General features: G+C 71.4%; 19 protein-coding genes. 15 read left to right on the top strand and 4 right to left on the bottom strand.

What is annotated here, in order from left to right; translation table 11 throughout:
* Positions 1 to 385: 385 nt before the first annotated feature.
* The 5 genes from AQI94_RS17605 to AQI94_RS17625 all read left to right on the top strand — a co-directional run bounded on the left by AQI94_RS17605 (position 386) and on the right by AQI94_RS17625 (position 6,358).
* Complete coding sequence (locus AQI94_RS17605) at positions 386 to 1,405, top strand: LacI family DNA-binding transcriptional regulator (protein ID WP_031046899.1); 1,020 nt, start codon at positions 386 to 388, stop codon at positions 1,403 to 1,405.
* A 127-nt stretch (positions 1,406 to 1,532) separates the two neighbouring features.
* Complete coding sequence (locus AQI94_RS17610; protein WP_031046896.1) at positions 1,533 to 2,777, top strand: sugar ABC transporter substrate-binding protein; 1,245 nt, start codon at positions 1,533 to 1,535, stop codon at positions 2,775 to 2,777.
* A gap of 20 nt (positions 2,778 to 2,797) precedes the next feature.
* Positions 2,798 to 3,751, top strand: a complete 954-nt coding sequence (locus tag AQI94_RS17615; RefSeq protein WP_031046893.1) for a carbohydrate ABC transporter permease — start codon at positions 2,798 to 2,800, stop codon at positions 3,749 to 3,751.
* Positions 3,748 to 4,557, top strand: coding sequence for a carbohydrate ABC transporter permease (locus AQI94_RS17620; RefSeq protein WP_031046892.1), 810 nt, complete (start codon positions 3,748 to 3,750; stop codon positions 4,555 to 4,557). Before AQI94_RS17615 ends, AQI94_RS17620 begins: the two co-directional genes overlap by 4 nt.
* A gap of 64 nt (positions 4,558 to 4,621) precedes the next feature.
* Entirely contained in the window at positions 4,622 to 6,358 is a 1,737-nt protein-coding gene (locus AQI94_RS17625) for an amylo-alpha-1,6-glucosidase (protein WP_031046890.1), read from the top strand.
* A gap of 6 nt (positions 6,359 to 6,364) precedes the next feature.
* On the opposite strand, the gene AQI94_RS17630 is transcribed toward AQI94_RS17625, so the two are convergent.
* Together AQI94_RS17630 and AQI94_RS17635 are read right to left on the bottom strand one after the other, a co-directional pair.
* The gene (locus AQI94_RS17630; protein ID WP_031046888.1) at positions 6,365 to 7,645 is read right to left on the bottom strand and encodes a cytochrome P450; all 1,281 of its coding nucleotides are present in this window, start codon (positions 7,643 to 7,645) and stop codon (positions 6,365 to 6,367) included.
* 11 nt (positions 7,646 to 7,656) lie between these two features.
* On the bottom strand, positions 7,657 to 9,012 hold the full coding sequence (locus AQI94_RS17635; protein WP_031046886.1) for a glutamine synthetase family protein: 1,356 nt from the start codon (positions 9,010 to 9,012) through the stop codon (positions 7,657 to 7,659).
* A gap of 260 nt (positions 9,013 to 9,272) precedes the next feature.
* Between AQI94_RS17635 and AQI94_RS17640 the strand changes: the two genes are divergently transcribed.
* Genes AQI94_RS17640 through AQI94_RS17665 form a run of 6 tightly spaced genes read left to right on the top strand, consistent with a single transcriptional unit; the run spans position 9,273 to position 14,755 of the window.
* Positions 9,273 to 9,461: a ferredoxin gene (locus AQI94_RS17640; RefSeq protein ID WP_031046883.1), complete on the top strand. Its 189-nt coding sequence runs from the start codon at positions 9,273 to 9,275 to the stop codon at positions 9,459 to 9,461.
* A gap of 1 nt (position 9,462) precedes the next feature.
* Positions 9,463 to 10,653: an NAD(P)/FAD-dependent oxidoreductase gene (locus tag AQI94_RS17645; RefSeq protein ID WP_031046879.1), complete on the top strand. Its 1,191-nt coding sequence runs from the start codon at positions 9,463 to 9,465 to the stop codon at positions 10,651 to 10,653.
* 11 nt (positions 10,654 to 10,664) lie between these two features.
* On the top strand, positions 10,665 to 11,471 hold the full coding sequence (locus AQI94_RS17650) for an acetoacetate decarboxylase family protein (RefSeq protein ID WP_031046876.1): 807 nt from the start codon (positions 10,665 to 10,667) through the stop codon (positions 11,469 to 11,471).
* Between the two features lie 34 nt (positions 11,472 to 11,505).
* Entirely contained in the window at positions 11,506 to 12,969 is a 1,464-nt protein-coding gene (locus tag AQI94_RS17655) for an aldehyde dehydrogenase (protein WP_031046874.1), read from the top strand.
* Complete coding sequence (locus tag AQI94_RS17660) at positions 12,962 to 13,891, top strand: 3,4-dihydroxyphenylacetate 2,3-dioxygenase (RefSeq protein WP_031046871.1); 930 nt, start codon at positions 12,962 to 12,964, stop codon at positions 13,889 to 13,891. The genes AQI94_RS17655 and AQI94_RS17660 overlap by 8 nt, the downstream gene beginning before the upstream one ends.
* An 18-nt stretch (positions 13,892 to 13,909) precedes the next feature.
* Complete coding sequence (locus tag AQI94_RS17665) at positions 13,910 to 14,755, top strand: fumarylacetoacetate hydrolase family protein (protein ID WP_031046868.1); 846 nt, start codon at positions 13,910 to 13,912, stop codon at positions 14,753 to 14,755.
* A gap of 40 nt (positions 14,756 to 14,795) precedes the next feature.
* On the opposite strand, the gene AQI94_RS17670 is transcribed toward AQI94_RS17665, so the two are convergent.
* On the bottom strand, positions 14,796 to 15,203 hold the full coding sequence (locus AQI94_RS17670; RefSeq protein WP_031046865.1) for a RidA family protein: 408 nt from the start codon (positions 15,201 to 15,203) through the stop codon (positions 14,796 to 14,798).
* Positions 15,204 to 15,461: 258 nt separating this feature from the next.
* Between AQI94_RS17670 and AQI94_RS17675 the strand changes: the two genes are divergently transcribed.
* The gene (locus AQI94_RS17675; RefSeq protein ID WP_062229804.1) at positions 15,462 to 16,124 is read left to right on the top strand and encodes a TetR/AcrR family transcriptional regulator; all 663 of its coding nucleotides are present in this window, start codon (positions 15,462 to 15,464) and stop codon (positions 16,122 to 16,124) included.
* Between the two features lie 247 nt (positions 16,125 to 16,371).
* Entirely contained in the window at positions 16,372 to 17,829 is a 1,458-nt protein-coding gene (locus AQI94_RS17680; RefSeq protein WP_031053605.1) for an APC family permease, read from the top strand.
* Between the two features lie 63 nt (positions 17,830 to 17,892).
* Here AQI94_RS17680 and AQI94_RS17685 read toward each other — a convergent pair whose 3' ends face one another.
* Entirely contained in the window at positions 17,893 to 18,168 is a 276-nt protein-coding gene (locus AQI94_RS17685) for a hypothetical protein (protein ID WP_062229805.1), read from the bottom strand.
* Between the two features lie 189 nt (positions 18,169 to 18,357).
* Here AQI94_RS17685 and AQI94_RS17690 point away from each other — a divergent pair, with 189 nt between their 5' ends.
* Both AQI94_RS17690 and AQI94_RS17695 read left to right on the top strand, forming a co-directional pair.
* On the top strand, positions 18,358 to 19,848 hold the full coding sequence (locus AQI94_RS17690) for an aldehyde dehydrogenase (RefSeq protein WP_031039548.1): 1,491 nt from the start codon (positions 18,358 to 18,360) through the stop codon (positions 19,846 to 19,848).
* Entirely contained in the window at positions 19,845 to 20,549 is a 705-nt protein-coding gene (locus AQI94_RS17695; protein ID WP_031039550.1) for a gamma-glutamyl-gamma-aminobutyrate hydrolase family protein, read from the top strand. Before AQI94_RS17690 ends, AQI94_RS17695 begins: the two co-directional genes overlap by 4 nt.
* The last annotated feature ends 112 nt before the right edge of the window (positions 20,550 to 20,661 follow it).

A 20,661-nucleotide genomic window follows, 5' to 3' on the forward strand; every position in this document is an offset into this window, starting at 1 on the left:
CCGGCGGCGCGTGGATCTGTCTGCGGATGACATGGAAACGTCCTCAATCGTCGAGTAACGGGTGCGGGTCGGCCCGCCTCGGTCGCCGTCGAACCGATTCGATCCAGGCGGGGTGCAGAAGGAAGAGGCGCGTACAGGGAGAGGGGTGGGGCGGCTCTACGGCGGCGCACGGCGAGACAGCCGCGAGGGGCGACCGCGCCGAACCGGTTCGGCGAAGCTAGCATCGGGACATCCGGCCAGCAATCCCTTCGACACAGGGTTCTCGCCGTCCCACGGCCCCTGTCGGCGATTACGGCGAGACTCTTGACAGGGGCCTTGGCAGTTCCTACGTTCACTTCCACGCGAACCGGTTCGACAAGCCGGTCGCCCGTCCCGAGGAGTCGCCGTGAACATCGGTGAGATCGCCCGGCGGGCCGGTGTCTCGCGCAGCACCGTGTCCTACGCGCTGAGCGGCAAGCGCCCCGTTTCGGAGGACACCCGCCGGAAGATCCAGCGGATCGTCGACGAACTGGGCTACCAGCCCAGCGCCAGCGCCCGCGCCCTGGCCAACGGCCGGACCAGCACCATCGGCCTGGTCTTCCCGCCCGCCGGGAACCACTACACGGGTATGCAGCTGGACTTCATCGGCAGCGTGGTGGAGGCCGCAGCGGCCCACGACTACGACGTGCTGCTGTCGCCCAGCGGTGTCGACAGCGACCGTTCCTTCCAGCGGCTGCTGGGGGAGCGGCGAGTCGACGGCGCCATCCTGATGGAGATCCGGCTGGAGGACGATCGCGCCGAACACCTCGCCGCGCTCGGCTTCCCCTCCGTCGCCATCGGCCGCACCGCCCACCCGGAGGACGGCTGGTACGTCGCCCTGGACCACACCGCGCTGGCGGCGGCCTGCGTCCATCACCTCGCCGACCTCGGCCACCGCCGGGTCGCCTTCGTCAACCGGCCCGAACAACTCCTGAGGACCGGGTACGAGTCCGCCCAGCGCGGCCTGGACGGCTTCACCAAGGCCGCGGCCGAACGCGGGCTGACGGTCCGCACGTACTGCTGCGGGGACGACGCCGCCGCCGGTCAGGCCTGCCTTGAGCGGATCCTGCACGACGACCCGGCCACCACGGCCCTGGTCACCCTCAACGAGGCCGCACTCGGCGGCCTCTACCGGGGGCTCGCCCACGCGGGCCGTCATGTGCCGCGCGACTTCTCCGTCACCGGGGTCGTCGCCAACCGCTGGGCGGAGACGGTGACTCCGCAGCTCACCGCGGCGGACGTGCCGGCGGCCGAGATGGGCCGGCTCGCCGTCGACCTGCTCGTGGAGCGGCTGGACCACTCCGACGCGCCGCCCCGGCAGCACCTCCTCGTCCCACCGATCTCGCTGCGGGCCAGCACCGGGCCCGCAGGGGTCCCGCAGACCTGACCGTCTCCCCCGAGCACTCGTCACACCGCTGCACGCCCGCGCACCCGAGGGCGTCGTTCGCGGTGCCCTTTTCCCCGCGCGACCCACCGCCGCGGCACCCGCATGCCACACACCGAAGGAACCCGCCATGAACAGCTTCTCCAGACGACACCGTCCGACCGCAGCCGTCCTGATCTCCCTGGCCGTCGCCGCCGGCGTCACGGCCTGCGGTTCCGGCTCGGGCGGCGGCACCGAGGGCGCCGACAGCGGCACGTACACCGTCTGGGACCCCTACCCGCAGTTCGCCCAGGGGTCGGCCTGGACGAAGCTGCTCGACAAGTGCGGCACCGCGGCGGGCGTGAAGATCAAGCGGACCGGCTTCGACACCAGCGACCTGACGAACAAGGCCCTCCTGGCGGCCCAGCAGGGCAACTCCCCGGACATCCTCGTCGTCGACAACCCGGTCGTCTCGACCCTGGCCGAGGCGGGCGTCCTCACCACGACCGACGACAACAAGCTGGACACCTCGAAGGTCGACCCCAACCTCCTCGCGGCCGGCCAGTCGGGCGGCAAGACGTACGGCACCCCGATCGGCGCCAACACCCTGGCCCTCTACTACAACAAGAAGGTCCTCAAGGAAGCCGGGGTGGACATCGCCTCGGTGAAGGACTGGGCCTCCCTGACGGCGGCGCTGGAGAAGGTGAAGAAGGTCGGCAAGAAGGGCATCACGTTCTCCGCGATCGGCACCGAGGAGGGCAGCTTCCAGTTCCTGCCCTGGTTCTGGGGCGCGGACGCGAAACTGACCCGGCTCGACTCCGCGCAGGGCGAGTCGGCGCTCGCCCTGTGGAAGGGCTGGGTCAAGAGCGGCGTCGCCCCCAACTCGGTCCTGAGCAACACCCAGACGACCAGCTGGCAGGAGTTCGCGACCGGCGAGTACGCCTTCGCGGAGAACGGCACCTGGCAGCTCGCCAATGCCGAGAAGGCCGGCTTCGACTACGGCGTGCTCCCGATACCCGGCGCCTCCGGCGGCAGCGCCGCCGCCCCGACCGGCGGCGAGTTCGTCACCCTCCCGGTGCAGGACGACACCGGCCGCTACACCACCGCCCAGAAGCTGGCGACCTGTCTGACCAGCACCCAGAACCTGTACGACACCGACACCACCCTGTCCTACGTGGCCCCCACCACCGAGGTCCAGGACAAGCAGGTGGCCGCGAACGCCGAACTGAAGCCGTGGGTCGCCGCGGTCAAGGCCGCCAAGGGGCGCACCAGTGACGACCTGGGCACCAAGTACCCCAAGATCTCCGAGCAGATGTGGAAGGCCGTCCAGTCCGCGCTCAGCGGCTCCAAGTCCCCGAAGGACGCCCTGACCGACGCCCAGTCAGCCGTCAAGTAAGCGCGAACCGGGTCTCGTTGATGACGCAGACGACACAAGTGCCGCGCCCGCGGACGGACTCCGAGGGCGCCGCCCCCGAGACGCGGCGCCGTCCCGCCTCCCCGCAGTGGGCCGCCTGGGCGTTCCTCGCCCCGGTGACCCTCTACCTCCTCCTCTTCTACGCCTATCCGCTGTACCGCAACATCGACCTGAGCCTGCGCCACTACACCGTGCGCTCGTTCGTGCGGGGCGACGCGCCCTTCACCGGACTGGACAACTACCGGAAGATCTTCGACGACCCGACCTTCGCCCCGGCCCTGCTGCACACCGTGGTGTTCACCGCCGTGTGCCTGGTCTTCCAGTACGCCATCGGACTGGCCCTCGCGGTCTTCTTCCACCAGAACTTCCGGCTCTCGGCGACCCTGCGGGCCCTGTTCCTGGTGCCTTGGCTGCTGCCGCTGATCGTGTCGGCGTCCACCTGGTCGTGGATGCTCAACAGCGACTCCGGGATCGTCAACGCCGTCCTGCACGCCGTCGGCATCGCCCCGGTGAACTGGCTGACCTCGCCGTCCTGGTCGCTGACCTCGGTGATCATCGCGAACATCTGGATCGGCGTCCCCTTCAACCTGGTCGTGCTCCACAGCGGCCTGCAGTCCATCCCCACCAGCCTCTACGAGGCGGCCGCCCTGGACGGGGCGAACGCCTGGCAGCGTTTTTGGCGGATCACCTTCCCGCTGCTGCGCCCGGTCTCCGCCATCACCCTGCTGCTGGGCCTCGTCTACACCCTCAAGGTCTTCGACATCATCTGGATCATGACCAAGGGCGGTCCCGCCGACTCGTCCACCACCTTCGCCACCTGGTCCTACCAGCTCGGCTTCGGCAACCTGCTGCCCGCCTTCGGCCCCGGAGCCGCCGTCGGCAACCTGCTGGTGCTCGCCGCCCTGGTCTTCGGCCTGGTGTACGTGCGGGCCCAGCGAAAGCAGGCGCTGTCATGAGAACACGGCTGAAGACCGCCCTGGCCCTGCTGTTCACCGCCGTCATGCTGTTCCCGGTCTACTGGATGCTCAACGTGTCCCTCACCCGGGACCAGGACATGCGCAAGAGCCCGCCGGACCTGTTCCCCGCCCACGCCACCCTGGAGGGCTACCGGGCCGTCATCGACCAGCAGCTGCCCTACCTCGGCACCAGCCTCGTCATCGGCCTGGGCACCGTCGCCCTGACCGTGGCGCTGGCCGCCCCGGCCGGCTTCGCGCTGGCCAAACTCCGCCCACGCGGCGGTGGAATCCTGAGCTTCGTCCTGCTGGCCGCCCAGATGATTCCCGGCATCATCATGGCGATGGGCTTCTACGCCATCTACCTCCAGCTCGGCCTGCTCCAGTCGGTGCCCGGACTGATCGTCGCCGACTCCACCCTGGCGGTGCCCTTCGCGGTGCTCATCTTCACCGCGTTCATGTCCGGCATCCCCGGCGAACTCCTGCAGGCCGCGCAGGTGGACGGGGCCAGGGCCCTGCGCACCTTCTGGTCCGTCGTGCTGCCGATGAGCCGCAACTCCGTCGTCACCGTGTCGCTGTTCGCGTTCCTGTGGTCCTGGTCCGACTTCATCTTCGCCAGCACGCTCGTCAACGGCGGCGCCCACGAGCCGATCACCCTCGGCATCTACCACTACATCGGCAACAACAACCAGCAGTGGAACGCCATCATGGCCACCGCGGTCGTCGCCTCCCTGCCCGCCGCGGTCATCCTCGTCCTCGCCCAGCGCTACGTCGCCGCCGGCGTCACCGCCGGTGCCGTCAAGGACTGACGTCCGCGGCCCCCTCTTTCCGACGATCACCGACGAGCCCTGCTCGAGAAACGAGTGCCTCTTCATGACCGCCGACCGCTCCGGCCCGGCCTTCTCCGTCCAGGACATCCCGTTCAGCACGCACGGCTCCTGGTTCGGCATCTCCCCCGTGCTCGCGGAGAGGACCCGCGCCGAGGACCTCCACCTCGTCTCGCACCAGAACGGCATGCACGCCGTCCTGCGCCTCGTGCCGCTCGACCCCGCGACCGGTGAGCGGGCCGAGACCCAGGTCGAGGCGACCCCGGGCCTGCTGAGCTGGACCGGCGCGGCCGGGCGGGTGGAGCTCGCCTACGAGACGCCGGACACCGTACGACTGCGCGGCGCGGGCGCGCCGCTGCGGATCTCGGCGGCGGCCCCCACACTGACCCCGTTCAGCGGGACGTACTTCTACCGCGAACCGGCCGCCGACGCCTACGTGTTCACCTCGTACGAAACCGGCCGCCGCTACCGGATCACCCTGCTGTCCGGCACCGTGGCCCAGGTGTCCGGCAGCCAGGCGCTGGGCAGCGCCGACCGGGGTGTCACCGTCGCGCCCGGCACGGACGGCGCCTGGGAGATCGCCGTGGAGGAACTCGACACCGCCCGCCCTGCCTACGTGCCGGCCGCGGCCTTCGGCAAGGTGGTCGAGGCCGCGCGGAACGCCTTCGCGGACTTCGCCGACACCGTGGCCCCCTGGCGCTCCGCCGCCACCCCGGCGGCCGAACTCGCCGCCTACGTCCTGTGGTCGGCGACCGTACGTCCGGCCGGTCTGGTCACCCGGCCCGGCGTCCTGATGTCCAAGCACTGGATGGACAAGGTCTGGAGCTGGGACCACTGCTTCAACGCCCTCGCCCTGGCGCCCGGTTGCCCCGAGCTGGCCTGGGACCAGTTCCAGCTGCCCTTCGACCACCAGGACGAGACCGGGGCGCTGCCCGACTCGGTCACCCACTCCGAGGTGCTCCACAACTTCGTCAAACCGCCCATCCACGGCTGGACGTTCGGCCATCTGCGCCGCCGGCTGCCCACCCCCGTGGGACAGGGCGAACTGACCGGGACGTACGACAGGATGGTGCGCTGGACGGAGTTCTGGCTCACCGCCCGGCGCGCACCCGGCGCCGCCCTGCCGCACTACCAGCACGGCAATGACAGCGGCTGGGACAACGCCACCACCTTCGACCCCGAGCGCGTGGTCGTCACCGCGGACCTGGCCGCCTTCCTCACCCTCCAGCTGCGGGAACTCGCCGATCTGGCACAGCAGTTGGAGAGACCTGACGACGTCAGCCGGTGGACGCGGGCCGCCGAGGAGACGCAGCGGGCGATGTTCGACGAGCTGTGGACGGGCGACCGGTTCGTCACCCGGGGCGTCGACAGCGGCGACACCTGGGGCACGTCCAGCCTGCTCGACCTGATGCCCGTCGTGCTGGGTGAGCAGCTGCCGCCCGACGTCGGCGAGGCGCTGGCCCGCCGGATCGAGGCCCATCTGACCCCGTACGGCCTGGCCACGGAGCTGCCCACCTCGCCGCACTACCTGTCCGACGGTTACTGGCGCGGCCCGATCTGGGCCCCCGCGACGGTCCTCGTCGAGGACGGACTGCGCCGCGGCGGCCACCTCCGGCTCGCGGACGAGGTCAGCGCCCGCTTCCGCGCCCTGTGCGAGCAGCACGGCTTCGCGGAGAACTTCGACGCCCTGACCGGAACGGGTCTGCGCGACCGCGCCTACACCTGGACGGCCGCCGCCTACCTCCTCCTCGCCGAGGCCCACGCGCGGCGGGAGGACCGGTGAGAGCGGTCAGGCCAGGGTGACCTCGACCGGCAGCTTCTTGATGCCGTTGACGAAGTTCGAGCGGACCCGGGGGACTTCGCCCGCCAGCCGGATGTCGGCGAGGCGCGGGATCAGCTCCTCGAACATGATCCGGATCTCGGTGCGGGCGAGGAGGTTGCCCAGGCACAGGTGCGGGCTGCCCTTGCCGAAGGTGACGTGGTCGTTGTGCTGCCGGGCCACGTCGAAGTCGTAGGGGTTGCCGAAGACCTCCTCGTCGCGGTTGCCGGAGGCGTACCACATGACGACCTTGTCGCCCTCCCTGACCCGCTTGCCGCCCAGTTCGACGTCCCGGGTCGCGGTGCGCCGGAAGTGGTAGACGGGGGAGGCCCAGCGCAGGAACTCCTCGACCGCCGTGGGGATCAGCGAGGGTTCGTCCCTGAGGCGGGCCAGCTGCTCGGGGTGCTGGAGGAGGGCCAGCATGGAGTGGGTGATGGTGTGGCGGGTGGTCTCGTTGCCGGCCACCACCAGCAGCAGGAAGTAGTTGTCGAAGTCCTGCGGGGAGAGCGGGACGCCGTCGCGCGGGGTGGTGTTGACCAGCTTGGACACCAGGTCGGTGCCCTCGCCGCCGCGTCGCTGCCGGGCCAGTTCCCGGCCGTACTCGAAGACTTCGAGGGAGGCGGGGGAGCGGAAGGGCAGATCGCGGTACTGCTCGCTCTCCGCGCTGTGCAGCAGGACGTCCGCGTAGTCGGGGTCGGTGTTGCCGATGATGCGGTTGCCCCAGTCGATGAGCTGCTGGTTGTCCTCGGGGGGTACGTCGAGGAGCCGGGCCAGGACGTTGATGGGGAAGTCCGCCGAGACCTCCTTGACGAAGTCGAAGGTTCCCTTGGCCAGCGCCGCGTCCAGGGTCTTCGCGGTCAGACCGCGCAGGAAGTCGGTGTAGCTGTTGATGACCCCCGCGCCGAACTGCCGCTGGATCACGCTGCGCAGGGCGCGGTGGCGGACCCCGTCCAGCTCCAGGATCGAGGCGCGCTTCTTGATCTGGTCCTCGTCGACCTCCTCCAGGTTCACGAACCGCGTGGAGGTGAAGGTCTCCGCGTCCCGGTCCACGCGCGCGATGTCCGCGTGCCGGGTCACCGACCAGAAACCGGAGTTGGGCGCCTCCTCGGGCTGCCAGTGCACCGGGTCCTCGTGCCGCAGGGTGTGGAACATGCGCCAGGGGGTGACGCCGTCGGTGAAGTGGTCGAGGTTCGCGAGGTCGACGTCCGCGAGGTGCATCGGCTCGATGGCGTCGGTTGCTGTCGTCGTCATCCGGGGGTCCTTCACAGGTGGTAGGCGTACTCGGTGAACTCCCAGTCGGTGACGTGCCGTTGGAAGCGTTCGACCTCGTTGCGCTTGTAGGTGAGGTAAGAGGTGGTGAAGTCCTTGCCGAGCAGTTCGGCCAGCGGGGCGTCGGCCTCCAGGGCGTCGAGCGCGGCGGACAGGTCCATGGGCAGGACGGCGGAGCGGGCGGTGTCGTAGCCGTAGCCCTCCAGCGGGACGGGCGGTTCCTCGCCGGCCTGGATGCCGAGCAGGGCGGCGGCGAGAGTGCCGGCGATCAGCAGGTACGGGTTGGCACTGGCGTCGCCGAGCCGCAGTTCGAGCCGGGCCCCCGAGCCGCGCTCGGGCGGGACGCGGACCATGGCGCTGCGGTTGTCCAGGCCCCAGTCGATCAGCCAGGGGGCGAGGGTGTCGGGCCCGAAGCGTTTGTAGGAGTTGACCGTCGGGTTGGCGAGGGCGGCCAGCGCGGGGGCGTGGGCCAGGATCCCGGCGACGGCGTGCCGGGCGGCCGCCGAGAGGCCGTGGGCGCCCGCCGGGTCGTCGAAGGCGTTGTCCCCCTCCTCGTCCTGGCAGGAGAGGTGGAGGTGGAAGCCGGAGCCGCCCGCGTCGCCGAAGGGCTTGGCCATGAAGGTGGCCAGGTTGCCCTCCTTGCGGGCGAGTTCCTTCACGGCGGCCTTGAAGCGGAAGGCGCGGTCGGCGGCGTCCAGGGCCTCGGAGTGGGTCAGGTTGATCTCGTACTGGCCGCCGTCGAACTCGTGGTTCCCGGTGATGACACCGAGCCCGAGGTCGCGCAGCAGTCGCAGGGTGCGCAGCAGGTGGTTGCCGGGGTCGGCGCGCAGCCCGGCGGTGTAGACGGCGCCCGTCACCTCCGGGGCGCGGCGCCAGCCGGCGGGGGTCCCGGGGGCGGGCTCCAGCAGGAAGTACTCCAGCTCGGGCCCCACGACCGGGCGCAGTCCCTGGGCCGCGCACCGGTCCAGCACGGCCCGCAGCAGGTCGCGCGGCGACTCGGCGGCCGGGCCCGAGGTCGCCGGGTCGGTGACCTCGCCGAGACAGGTGGCGACGCCCGGTTCCCAGGGCAGCGCGGACAGGGTCGACAGGTCGGGCCGTACGCACACGTCGGGCAGGCCCGCGTCGAGACCGCCCGCGACCGGGACCACGTCCCCCTGCGGGGTGGTGTGGTAGACGGCCCGGCAGAAGGCCAGGCCGTGCGCGCAGGCCGAGGGCAGATGATCCACCAGGACGTCCCGGGCGCGGTCCGTGCCGATGAGGTCGGGATAGATCACCCGCACCACGTCGATGCCGTCGGCGGTGAGCCGCTCGACGTGACGGCGGATGTCTGGGGAGTCGTGAGCGCTCACCGATGCCTCCTTGGGCGGCTGGAGCAGCCTCGGGTGTTCGTTTGAACCCGAACGTTATGGAGGAGGTCGTCCGCCCGCAAGGGGTGGACGCAAATAATTTATCCACCTGGATAGGTGTTGACCAGAGGGTGCGGTCTGCCTACCTTGTTTGAAGCCAAACGAGTTGGGGGTGCCTCCGCACCCCTTTGGCAGGGGGCCCGGCCGCAGCCGGCCGGGCCCTTCTTCACCCCTTCGCTCCCGCTCCCTCAGGAGGACCGGCCATGAAGGTCGTCGTCGACATGAACAAGTGCCAGGACCACGGCCAGTGCGTCTTCGCGGCCCCCGACGTCTTCTCGATGGACGAGGACGGCCGTCTGCTGTACGTCCCCGACCCCGACGACGCGCTGCGCGACGAGGTCGAGGAAGCCGCGGACCTGTGCCCGCTCCAGGCGATCCGGATCGAGGACTGACGTGGGCGCCGGCATCGTCGTCGCGGGCGCCTCGATGGGCGGCCTGCGCGCGGCCGAGCAACTGCGCGCCGCCGGCTGGACCGGCCGGATCACGGTCGTCGGCGACGAACCGCACATGCCGTACAACCGGCCTCCGCTGTCCAAGGAGGTCCTCGCCGGCCGGGCACCCTTCGCCTCGCTCGCCTTCACCCCCAAGGCGTCCGCGGCCGACGTGGAGTGGCGGCTGGGCGCGAGGATCGTGGCCTCCCGGCTCGCCGAACGCAACGTCTCGCTCGACGACGGCTCGGTCCTGCCGTACGACGGTCTCGTCGTCGCCACCGGCATGCGGCCCCGCCGGCTGGGCTGCCCGGGACCGCTCACCGGCCGGCACACGGTCCGCACGATCGACGACGCCCAGGGGCTGCGGGACGAGCTGACCCGGCCCGGCGCGCGCGTGGTCGTCGTCGGCGCCGGGTTCATCGGCTGCGAGGTCGCCGCGACGGCCGTGGCGCTCGGCGTCGCCGAGGTGACGGTCGTCGACCCGCTGCCCCTGCCCATGGTCGGACCGCTCGGGGAACTGCTGGGGCGCGCGCTGCTCAAGAGACACGAGGAACGCGGCGTGCGCTTCGCGCTGGGCACCGGAGTGGCCGGTTTCGCGGGCGAGGACCGTGTCACCGGGGTCGTCCTGTCCGACGGGACGGTGCTGGAGGCCGACGTGGTCGTCGAGTCCGTCGGATCGGTCGCCAACACCGAGTGGCTCGACGGCAACGGGCTCGATCTCTCCGACGGGGTGCTCACCGACGGGCTCCTGAGGGTCGGGGGCCGGCCGGAGGTCGTCGCGGTCGGCGACGTCGCCCGCTTCCCCAACGCCCGCTACGACGGCGTCCCCCGCCGTGTCGAGCACTGGTCCATCCCGGCCGACACCGCCAAGCACGCCGCCAGGACCCTCGTCGGCACCGAGCAGGCACCCTTCGCGCCGCTGCCCACCTTCTGGAGCGACCAGCACGAGTTCCGGCTCCAGTCCTTCGGCGCGCCCGCGCTCGGCAAGGACGACGTGCGGATCCTGAGCGGCGATCCGGAGGGTGACGTCCTGGTGGGCTACCACACCGGCGGCCGGCTCGTCGGCGTCGTGGCGCTCGGCGGGCACGCCGCCGCCACCGGTGCCGCCCGCTACCGCGCCCAGCTGCTGAAGCAGCCCGCCCTCACCGCGTAAGGAACCCCGTCATGTCTGCTGTCCGCGGCTACTTCCACCCCAAGACGGCGAGCGGTGCCTCGTCGCTGATCCCCGCGCCCCCGTGGCGCTACTCCGGTGACTTGCTCACCGTCGAGTACCGCACGGATCCCGCACGGGTACGTGAACTGCTCCCCGAGCCACTGGAGCTGGCCGACGAGGACCCGGGCGCCGTCGCCCTGATCTGGGCCGACTGGCAGTCCTGCTCGGCGTCGGGGGAGGAACTGCTCGACCCCGTGCGGGCCCAGTACAAGGAGGCCTTCGCGGTCGTGCGCTGCAGGTACCGCGGGGAGACCTACTCCCGCTGCGTGTACATCTGGGTCGACAAGGACTTCGCGATCGCGCGAGGGCTGCACCAGGGCTATCCGAAGAAGCTCGGCTCGATCCACCAGACCCGCCCGCACCCGTACGGGCCCGCACCGCGGATCGAGGCGGGCGCCCGCTTCGGCGCGACGCTCGCCGCGGCGGACCGGCGGCTCGCCCAGGCCGTGGTGACCCTGCGGGAACCGTCCGAGGGCAACGGGTTCGTCAACGCCCACCCCATGGCCCACCACCGGTGGCTGCCCCACATCGAGAAGGGCAAGGGGCTCGCGCTGGACGAACTGATCGAGACCGGGGCCGCCTCCTTCGAGGGCGGCCAACCCTGGGTCGGCGAGGCCGAGTTGGAGCTGTTCGAGGCACCCACCGAGGAGCTGGCCCGGCTGGAGATCCGCGAACCGGTCGCCGCGTACTACCGGCAGGTCGGCGTCGTCTGGGACGGCGGCCGACTCCTGGAGTCCGGAACCTCCGAAGCCCAATGACCCCCGTCCACCACGCAGCACCTGGAGACCGGACATGACCGAACACACCCTCACGGTGGCCGGAGTCGCCGTGGACACCCGGCACTGGATCGGCGGCGAGCGCGTCGCCTCCGCCGACACCTTCACCGACGTCTCACCGATCGACGGCGGTGCCCTCGGTGAGATCGCCCGCGGCGGTCCCGCGGAGGCGGCAGCCGCCGTCGCCGCCGCCAAGGCCGCCTTCCCGGGCTGGGCCGCCACCCCGCGCGCCGAGCGCGCCCGCATCCTGCACGCCGTCGCCGACGGCGTCGAGAAGCGCATCGAAGAACTCGCCATCGTGGAGACCACCGACAACGGGGCGCTGCTGCGCTCGCACCGCCGGGGCGTGATGCCGCGCGTGGCGCACAACTTCCGCTTCTTCGCGGACTGGCTGCTGACCCTGGACCACGACGACTTCGCCACCCGCGGTCACACCAACCACGTCTCCTGGGACCCGGCGGGCCCCAGCGTGCTGATCACCCCGTGGAACGCACCGCTGATGCTGGCCACCTGGAAGGTCGCCCCGGCCCTCGCCGCCGGGAACACCGTGGTCCTCAAGCCCGCCGAGTGGTCCCCGCTCACCGCCTCCCTCCTCGCCGACATCGCCGCCGAGGCCGGCCTGCCCGCCGGCGTCTTCAACGTCGTCCAGGGCTACGGCGCCGAGATCGGCGACGCGCTGACCTCACACCCGGACGTGCGCCGCATCAGCTTCACCGGCTCGGTGCCGACCGCTCAGCGCATCGCCGCCTCGGCCGCGCCCCGGCTCACCCCGCTGAGCCTCGAACTCGGCGGAAAGTCACCGCTGTTGGTGTTCGCCGACGCCGACCTCGACCTCGCGGTCGACCTCGCCGTGGAGCAGTACGACAACGCCGGGCAGGTGTGTCTCGCCGCCACCCGCCTCCTCGTCGAGGAGTCCGTCGCCGAGGAGTTCACCCGACGATTTGTCGACAAGGCAACACGACTCCGCCAGGGCGACCCCCGCGACGAGACCACCGACATCGGGCCGAACATCCACCCCCGCCAGCTGGAGAAGATCGACGGGTTCGTCCGGCGGGCCCTGGCGGCCGGAGCCCGAGCCGTCATCGGCGGACACCCCAAGGACGGCCAGTACTACGCGCCGACCCTCCTCACCGAGGTGGCCCAGGACTCCGAGATCGTCCAGGAGGAGGTCTTCGGACCGGTCCTGACCCTCCAGACCTTCGCCACGGAGGACGAGGCCGTGGCCCTGGCCAACGACACCCGCTTCGGACTGGCCGCCACCCTGGCCACCGGCGACCGGGAGCGCGCCGAACGCGTCGGCGCACAACTCGTCGCCGGCACCGTCTGGATCAACTGCTTCTTCGTCCGCGACCTCCAGGCCCCCTTCGGCGGCTCCCGCCACTCCGGGGTCGGCCGCGAGGGCGGCACCTGGAGCTTCGACTTCTACTGCGACCTGAAGAACACCGTCACCGCGCCGAAGGGGTGGAAGGACCATGGGTGAGATCGTCGGGGCGGGACTGCTCGCCCACGTCCCCACCATCGTGCTCCCGGAGCAGGACCGGCTGGAGCTGAACGAGGGCAAGGAGATCACCCTCGTCACCGGACTGCGGCAGCTGCGCCGGGAGGTGTTCGAGCGCGACGACTACGACACCGTCGTCGTCCTCGACTCCCACTGGGCGACCACCGTCGAGTTCGTGGTCACCGCCCAGCAGCGCCGGGCCGGCCTGTTCACCTCCGAGGAACTGCCGCGCGGCATGTGCAGGATGCCCTACGACTTCCCGGGCGACCCCGAACTGGCCTTGAACATAGAAAAGTTCGCGGACAAGCACGGGACCTGGATCACCGCGATCGAGGACGAGTACCTGCCGATCTACTACGCCACCCTCAACCTCTGGAAGTTCCTGGGGGAGGGGCTGCCCGACAAGCGGTGGGTGACGATCGGGGTCTGCCAGACCGGCGACATGGAGGACCATCTGCGCCTCGGGCGGGCCCTGGCCGACGGGATCGCCGCCACCCCCGGCCGCCGTGTCCTGCTGATCGCCTCCGGCGCCCTCTCGCACACCTTCTGGCCGCTGCGCGAACTGCGCGACCACGAGGCCAGCGACCCCGCGCACATCCGCACCCCCGAGGCCCGCGAGGCCGACCACGAGCGCATCGCCTGGTTCACGGAGGGCCGCCACGACAAGGTCCTCGACACCATGGACGCGTTCTGGAAGGTCAAGCCCGAGGCGAAGTTCTTCCACTACCTGATGATGGCCGGCGCCCTCGGCGAACAGGCCTGCACCGCGAAGGCCCGCCAGTACGGCGAGTACGAGAACTCCGTCGGCACCGGCCAGGTCCATCTGTGGTTCGACCGTCCCGCCGACGGCTGGACCGGCACCGGCCTGCCGAACGGCCCCCGCACCCCGCACAGCCGTATCTAGCCGCATCCAGGAGCCCTCATGCCCGAGTACCGCCGCATCCTCCTCGACGGCGCCGCCGTCCAGGTCACCGTCGACGGCGACGAACTGGTCGCCGGGGACGGCCGCCGCGTCAAGGCCGACGAGGCCCGGCACCTGCCCCCGGTGGTGCCGTCCAAGGTGATCGCCGTCCACCTCAACCACCGCAGCCGCGTGGACGAGTTCGGCATCACCCTGCCGGACACCCCCACCTACTTCCACAAGCCGACCTCCTCCCTGAACTCCCACAAGGGCGCGATCGTCCGCCCCGAGGGCTGCAAGTGGCTCAACTACGAGGGCGAGGTGGCCATCGTGATCGGAAGGACCGCGCGCAACATCTCCCCTGCCGAGGCAGGGGAGTTCATCGCCGGCTACACCGTCGCCAACGACTACGGCCTGCACGACTTCCGGGACACCGACGCGGGGTCCATGCTCCGCGTGAAGGGCTCCGACACCCTGTGCCCGCTGGGCCCCGGCCTGGTCACCGACTGGGACTTCCACGGCAGGAGCCTGCGGACGTACGTCAACGGCGAGGTCGTACAGGACGGTTCGACCGACGAGATGCAGTGGGACATGCACTACCTCGTCGCCGACATCGCCCGCACCATCACGCTGTACCCCGGTGACGTGCTGCTGTCGGGCACACCCGCCAACTCCCGTCCCGTGCGGCCCGGCGACGTCGTCGAGGTGGAGGTGGAGGGGCTCGGGCGCCTCACCAACCACATCGTCACCGGCCCCACCGCCATCCGCACCGACGTCGGAGCCCAGCCCACCGAGTCCGAGGAGGTGCTGTCCACCGCGCTCGGCGGCGACTGGGAGTACCGCGGCATCCGCCCGCCCCGGCGCTGACGGTCCGGCACCCGGTTCCCCGGGTCCCCGGCCCCCGTGCTCAGTCGAGGACCGCGGTGGCCTCGACCTCGACCAGGTGGTCCGGGACGTCCAGGGCGGCCACGCCCAGCAGTGTGGCCGGGGCGACCGGGGTGACCCCCAGTTTCGCGGCCGCCCGCGAGATCCCCTCCAGGAGCTGGGGCATCTTGTCGGGCGTCCAGTCGACGACGTGGACGTTCAGCTTCGCCACGTCGTCGAAGGAACCGCCGGCCGCGGCCAGGGCCCTGCCGACGTTGAGGTAGCTCTGCTCGACCTGCGCGGCGAGGTCTCCCGCACCGACCGTGCGGCCCTCGGCGTCCCAGGCGACCTGACCGGCGACGAAGACCAGCCTCGATCCGGACGCGACCGCCACCTGCCGGTAGACATCGATCTCCGGCAGACCGTCGGGATTCAGCAGGGTGATGGACATGTTCCGCGCCTCCGATGGCCGGGCGTCGCCGACCCGTGGTCTCTTGTGGTTACTGAAACACCGTAGGAGAGCATGCGTTGACATGGAAGAACGCACTTTTCGGTGACTGGGGAACCCGATGGTGACCGGGCAGCTCAGCGGTCCGGAGGGGCCGGGGATGCCGGTCCCCGGACCCGGCTCCCCGGCCCCGCGTGCCCGCTTCTCACGGCGGCCGCCCGACCGGTCCCGCCGCGCGGCCGGCCGGGTAGGGTCGCCGTCATGACCGAATCCGCGGACGTTCCCGAGAGCCGGCGGCCGCGCAGGCGAGTGCACTACGGGGAGGGGCGCGAGGCCCTGCTGAACGCCGCGGTGCGGGTGGTGGGCCGGGGCGGGCTGCGCAGGCTCACCTACCGGGCGGTCGCGCAGGAGGCGGGGGTCACCCACGGGCTGGTGGTCCATCACTTCGGCACCCGCGACACCCTGATCGAGGAGACGCTCGCCCACACCATCCGCACCTCGCTGGACACCAGCGCGCTGGAACCCGGCACGGGCAAGGTCGACGACTTCTCCTCGGGCGTGTCCGAGATGGTCACGGCGGATCCGGACAAGCAGGCGTTCCAGTACGAGCTGCTGCTCGAATCGCGCCGCAGGCCGGAGCTGCTGCCGCAGATCCGCGCCCTGTACGACGAGTACTTCGACGCCACCCGGCGCGAGCTGAACCGCATGCTGCCCGCGGGCGCCGACCGGGCGCTGGCCCGGTTGGTCTTCGCGGCGCTGGACGGTCTCGTCCTGCACCAGCTCGTCCTCGGTGAGCCCGAGGTCACCGACGCCGCGATCGAGGAACTGCGCTCCCTGCTGCGCCTGCTCGACGCCGACGCCCGCACCGGCCACGACGTGGGTCCGGACGCCGAGGGCATCGTCGGACGCGACGCGGACGCCTGAGCCGACCTAGCGGGACAGGTCCTCGTCGGCGCGGAAGGTGGACGTGATCCGGTCCACTTCCCGGCGCCACTTCCCTGTCCGCCTTCACCCGCGCGAACGACCCGATTACGGCCCTGTAAGAAAACGGCCACCTGACCGGAAACCCTCGCCGAACCCCTTGCCAAACGGATAGTTCCGACCCACGATGAGGCAACTCGTTTGGCTCGAAACAATTCCCGCCCCTTCCCGCTCCCGGCAGGTGATTCGAGTGGACAGTCAGACAGCGGTCAGCACAGGGACCGCTTCCGATCCATCCACGGCAGGCAGGCTCAAGCCCAACTCGCTAGGCGTCCTGGGCATCCTGTTCTTCGTCCTTTCCGCCCAGGCCCCACTGACCGGCATCGCCGGCGCCGTCCCCATCGCGGTCGGCATCGGCAACGGGCCCGGCACCCCCGCCGCGTACCTCGTGGCCGGCGCCGTCGTGCTGCTGTTCTCCGTCGGTTTCGTCGCCATGGGCCGCCATGTCGTGGACGCGGGCGCCTTCTACACGTACATCGGCAAAGGGCTCGGCCGCCCGGCCGGCTCCGGCAGCGCCGGGGTGGCCCTCTTCGCCTACTGCGCGATCCAGGCCGCCATGTACGGGTTGTACGGCGCCACGGTCAGCGGTCTGGTCGAGCACTACACCGGCACCCATGTGGCCTGGTGGGTCTGGACCCTGGTCACGATGGTGATCGTCCAGATACTCGGCGCCTCCGGCATCGAGATGGGCGCCAAGATCCTCGCCGTGTTCGTGCTGGCGGAGTTCAGCATCCTGATCGTCTTCGCCCTCGTCACCTTCTTCAAGGGCGGCGGCCCCGAAGGGCTCGGCTTCAGCGACAGCTTCTCGCCCTCGGCCGCGCTCCAGGGCGCTCCGGGGGTGGCGCTGATGTTCGCCGTCGCGTCGATGTTCGGCTTCGAGGCCACCGCCATCTACGGCGAGGAGGCCCGCGAGCCGCGCAGGACGGTTCCCCGGGCGACCTATCTGTCCGTCGCCGTGGTCACCGGCTTCTTCGCGTTCACCTCGTGGATGCTGGTCTCCGCGCACGGCGCGTCCCACGTCACCGCCGAGGCGGGCAAGGCGCTGGCGAGCGGGGACGCCACCGGCTTCGTCTTCGCGCCGATCGCCGCCCAGTTCGGCGGCTGGGTCGACGACGTCCTGCCGATCCTGTTGGCCACCTCCCTCTTCGCCGGCATCCTGGCCTTCCACAACTCGGCCAACCGCTACCTGTTCTCCCTCGGCCGTGAAGGGCTGCTCCCGCACGCTCTGACCAGCCTCAACCGCCGCCACTCGCCCCGGGCGGCCGGCGTCGTGCAGACCGTGATCTCGGTGCTCCTGGTGATGCCCTTCGCGCTCCTGGGCAAGGACCCGGTGCTCACCCTGTTCTCCTGGTTCAGCGGCGTCGCGGTGCTGGCGATGATGCTGCTGTACTTCCTGACCTCGGTCTCCGTGGTCGTCTTCTTCCGCCGGTCGGGCGTGGACACCCGCCCGTGGAACACGGTGATCGCCCCCGCCCTGGGCGCCCTCGGCATCGCCGCCGCCATCTGGCTCATCGTCGAGAACTTCACCACGCTCATCGGCGGTGACCGCACCACCGCGATCTGGCTGCAGCTCACCGTCCCGGTCGTCCTGGTCCTCGGGCTCGTGGTCGCACGGGTGACCAGGGGCGCGGCGGCCGCCGACGGCTGACGCCGGCGGCGGAGTGCGGCCCGGACCTCCCCGCCGGGCCGCACCCGCGCTCCCCGCGAGGCGTCACGCCGAGGCGGTCGCCACCCGGTCGAGGAAGGCGTCGGTCAGCCGCCCGGCGTTGTCCCGTGCCGTGGACTCCAGGGCGCGGCCGCGTGCGGGCAGTTCCTCCGGGTCCACGCCGTGCCGTACGCACTGCTCTGTGCCGCCGAGGGCGGGATACCGGTGCACGACCGCCGTGGTGATCTCCGGACGGAACTGCACGCCCAGGCTGCGACCGGCCCGGAAGGCCGGGGCGCCGAACCAGACGCCCGGTACCGGGACGCCGAGACGGTGGGCCACGCGCAGCAGGGTGAGTTCGCCGCCGATCCAGCTGCCGACCGAGGTCGCCGGGCACCACGGTCACGGTCGTGAGCTCGTACCCACGCTCCTGGAGGCGGGCGCTCCTTTCCGTTGCCGGGCTGGGGCCTTGTGCCGGGCCTCTTGTCGATCATATCGTTTGAATCCAAATAACCTTTCTGGAGGTCTCCCATGACGGATGTCACTCACGAGGAGTGGGTCCGCCGCGCCATGTCCCTCGACCTGTCCGGCGCCCATCACATCGACGGGACCGACGACCCCGGCGGGGGAGCCGCCTTCACCCTCGTCTCGCCCCGCGACGGCCGGGCGCTGGCCCAGGTCGCGGACGCGGGGCAGGCCGAGATCGACCTGGCCGTGGCCGCCGCCCGGCGGGCCTTCGACTCGGGCCCGTGGCCACGCCTCGCCCCCGCCGAACGCGGCCGGATGCTCTTGCGCGTCGCCGACCTGCTCGAAGAGCGGCGCGAGGAACTCGCGCTGACGGTCAGCCTGGAGATGGGCAAGCCCGTCACGGACGCCTACGGCATCGAGCTGCGCGCGCTCATCACCACCTTCCGGTGGTACGGCCAGCTCGCCGACAAGCTCACCGACGAGTCCCCGCACACCGCGCCCGACGCCCTCGCCCTCGTCACCCGGGAACCGGCCGGTGTCGTCGGCGCCGTGGTGCCCTGGAACTTCCCCCTGACGCTGGCCGGCTGGAAGGTCGCCCCGGCGCTGGCGGCCGGCTGCACGGTCGTCCTGAAGCCGTCGGAGAACTCACCGCTGTCCGCGCTGCTGCTGGGCCGCCTCGCGACCGAGGCGGGACTGCCGCCCGGCGTCCTCAACGTGGTCGGCGGCGACGGGCCGGTGGCCGGACGGGCGTTGGGCCTGCACCCCGACGTCGACGTGCTGGCGTTCACCGGCTCCACCGCGGTCGGCCGCCACTTCCTGCGCTACTCCGCCGACTCCAACCTCAAGCGCGTCTGGCTGGAGCTGGGCGGCAAGTCGCCGAACATCATCCTCCCCGACGCCCCCGACCTGGAGCAGGCGGCGGCCACCGCCGCCTGGGGCATCTTCTTCAACCAGGGGGAGATGTGCACCGCCCCCTCCCGGCTCCTGGTGCACTCCTCGATCGCCGAACAGGTCACCGAGGCCGTCGTCGCGCGGGCGCGGGAGCTGCGGGTCGGGGACCCCCTGGACCCGGCCACCGACATGGGAGCCCTGGTCACCGAGGCCCATCTTTCGCGCGTCGAGGACCACATCGCCACCGGCCTCGACGAAGGGGCCCGGCTGCGCGCCGGCGGCGGCCGCACCCTGGCCGGGTCGGGCGGCAGCTTCCTTGAACCCACCGTCTTCGACCGGGTCGGCCCCGGCATGCGGCTGGCGCGCGAGGAGATCTTCGGCCCGGTCCTGTCCGTGCTCACCTTCGACGACCTCGACGAGGCGGTACGGCTCGCCAACGCGACCGAGTACGGCCTCGCCGCCGCCCTGTGGACCTCCGACCTGTCCACCGCCCACAAGGTCTCCCGCGCGCTGCGGGCCGGCACGGTCTGGGTCAACTGCTACGAGGAGGGCGACCTGACCGTCCCCTTCGGCGGCATGAAGCAGTCGGGCAACGGCCGCGACAAGTCCGCGCACGCCCTGGAGAAGTACACCGAGCTCAAGACGACCTGGATCCAGCTGTGAGCCGTACGCACCGGTCCGCGCGGCCGCTGATCGCGATCCCCGCCCGTTTCTCGGCCACCACGTCCGCCCTCCGGTACGCCGCCGAGGTCAACGCCCGCGCCCTGATCGAGGCCGTGTGGCGGGCCGGTGGCGAACCGGCGAGCATCCATCCCGACGCCACCGACGTGCCGGCCCGGCTCGCCCGCTTCGACGGCGTCCTGCTTCCCGGCGGCGGCGACCTCGCCCCGCACCGCTACGGCGCAGCCGCCGCCCACGAGGCCGTCTACGACGTGGACGACCTCCAGGACACCTTCGATCTCGAAGTCGCCCGCGCCGCACTGGAGTCGGGCCTGCCCCTGCTGGCGGTCTGCCGCGGTCTCCAGGTCGTGAACGTGGCCCTCGGCGGCACCCTGGAACAGCACATGGACAGCGACCACCGCCATCTCGTGCACCCGGTGACGATCCGTCGCGGCACCCTGCTGGAGCGGGCCGCCGGTGCGGAGAAGGCCGACGCCTCCTGCTACCACCACCAGCGGGTCGACCGCCCGGGCGAGGGGCTCACGGTCACCGCGCGCGCCGCCGACGGCACGGTGGAGGGGCTCGAACTCACCGGCGCCCGAGGCTGGTGCACGGCCGTCCAGTGGCACCCCGAGGACACGGCCCACGAAGACCCCGCCCAGCAGGGCCTGTTCGACGCCCTCGTCCAGGCCGCCCGCCGCTGACACCGTCCCGCGGGTGAGCCGACGAGCCCACCCCGCGCCGGTGGAAGGGCCGGTCCGGCCCGCGTCGGCTGCTCGCGACTCCCCGGGAAGCAGGGCAAGGACCCGTGGAGCG

Source organism: Streptomyces pseudovenezuelae (assembly GCF_001513955.1).
In the GTDB taxonomy this organism is placed as follows: Bacteria; Actinomycetota; Actinomycetes; order Streptomycetales; family Streptomycetaceae; genus Streptomyces; species Streptomyces pseudovenezuelae.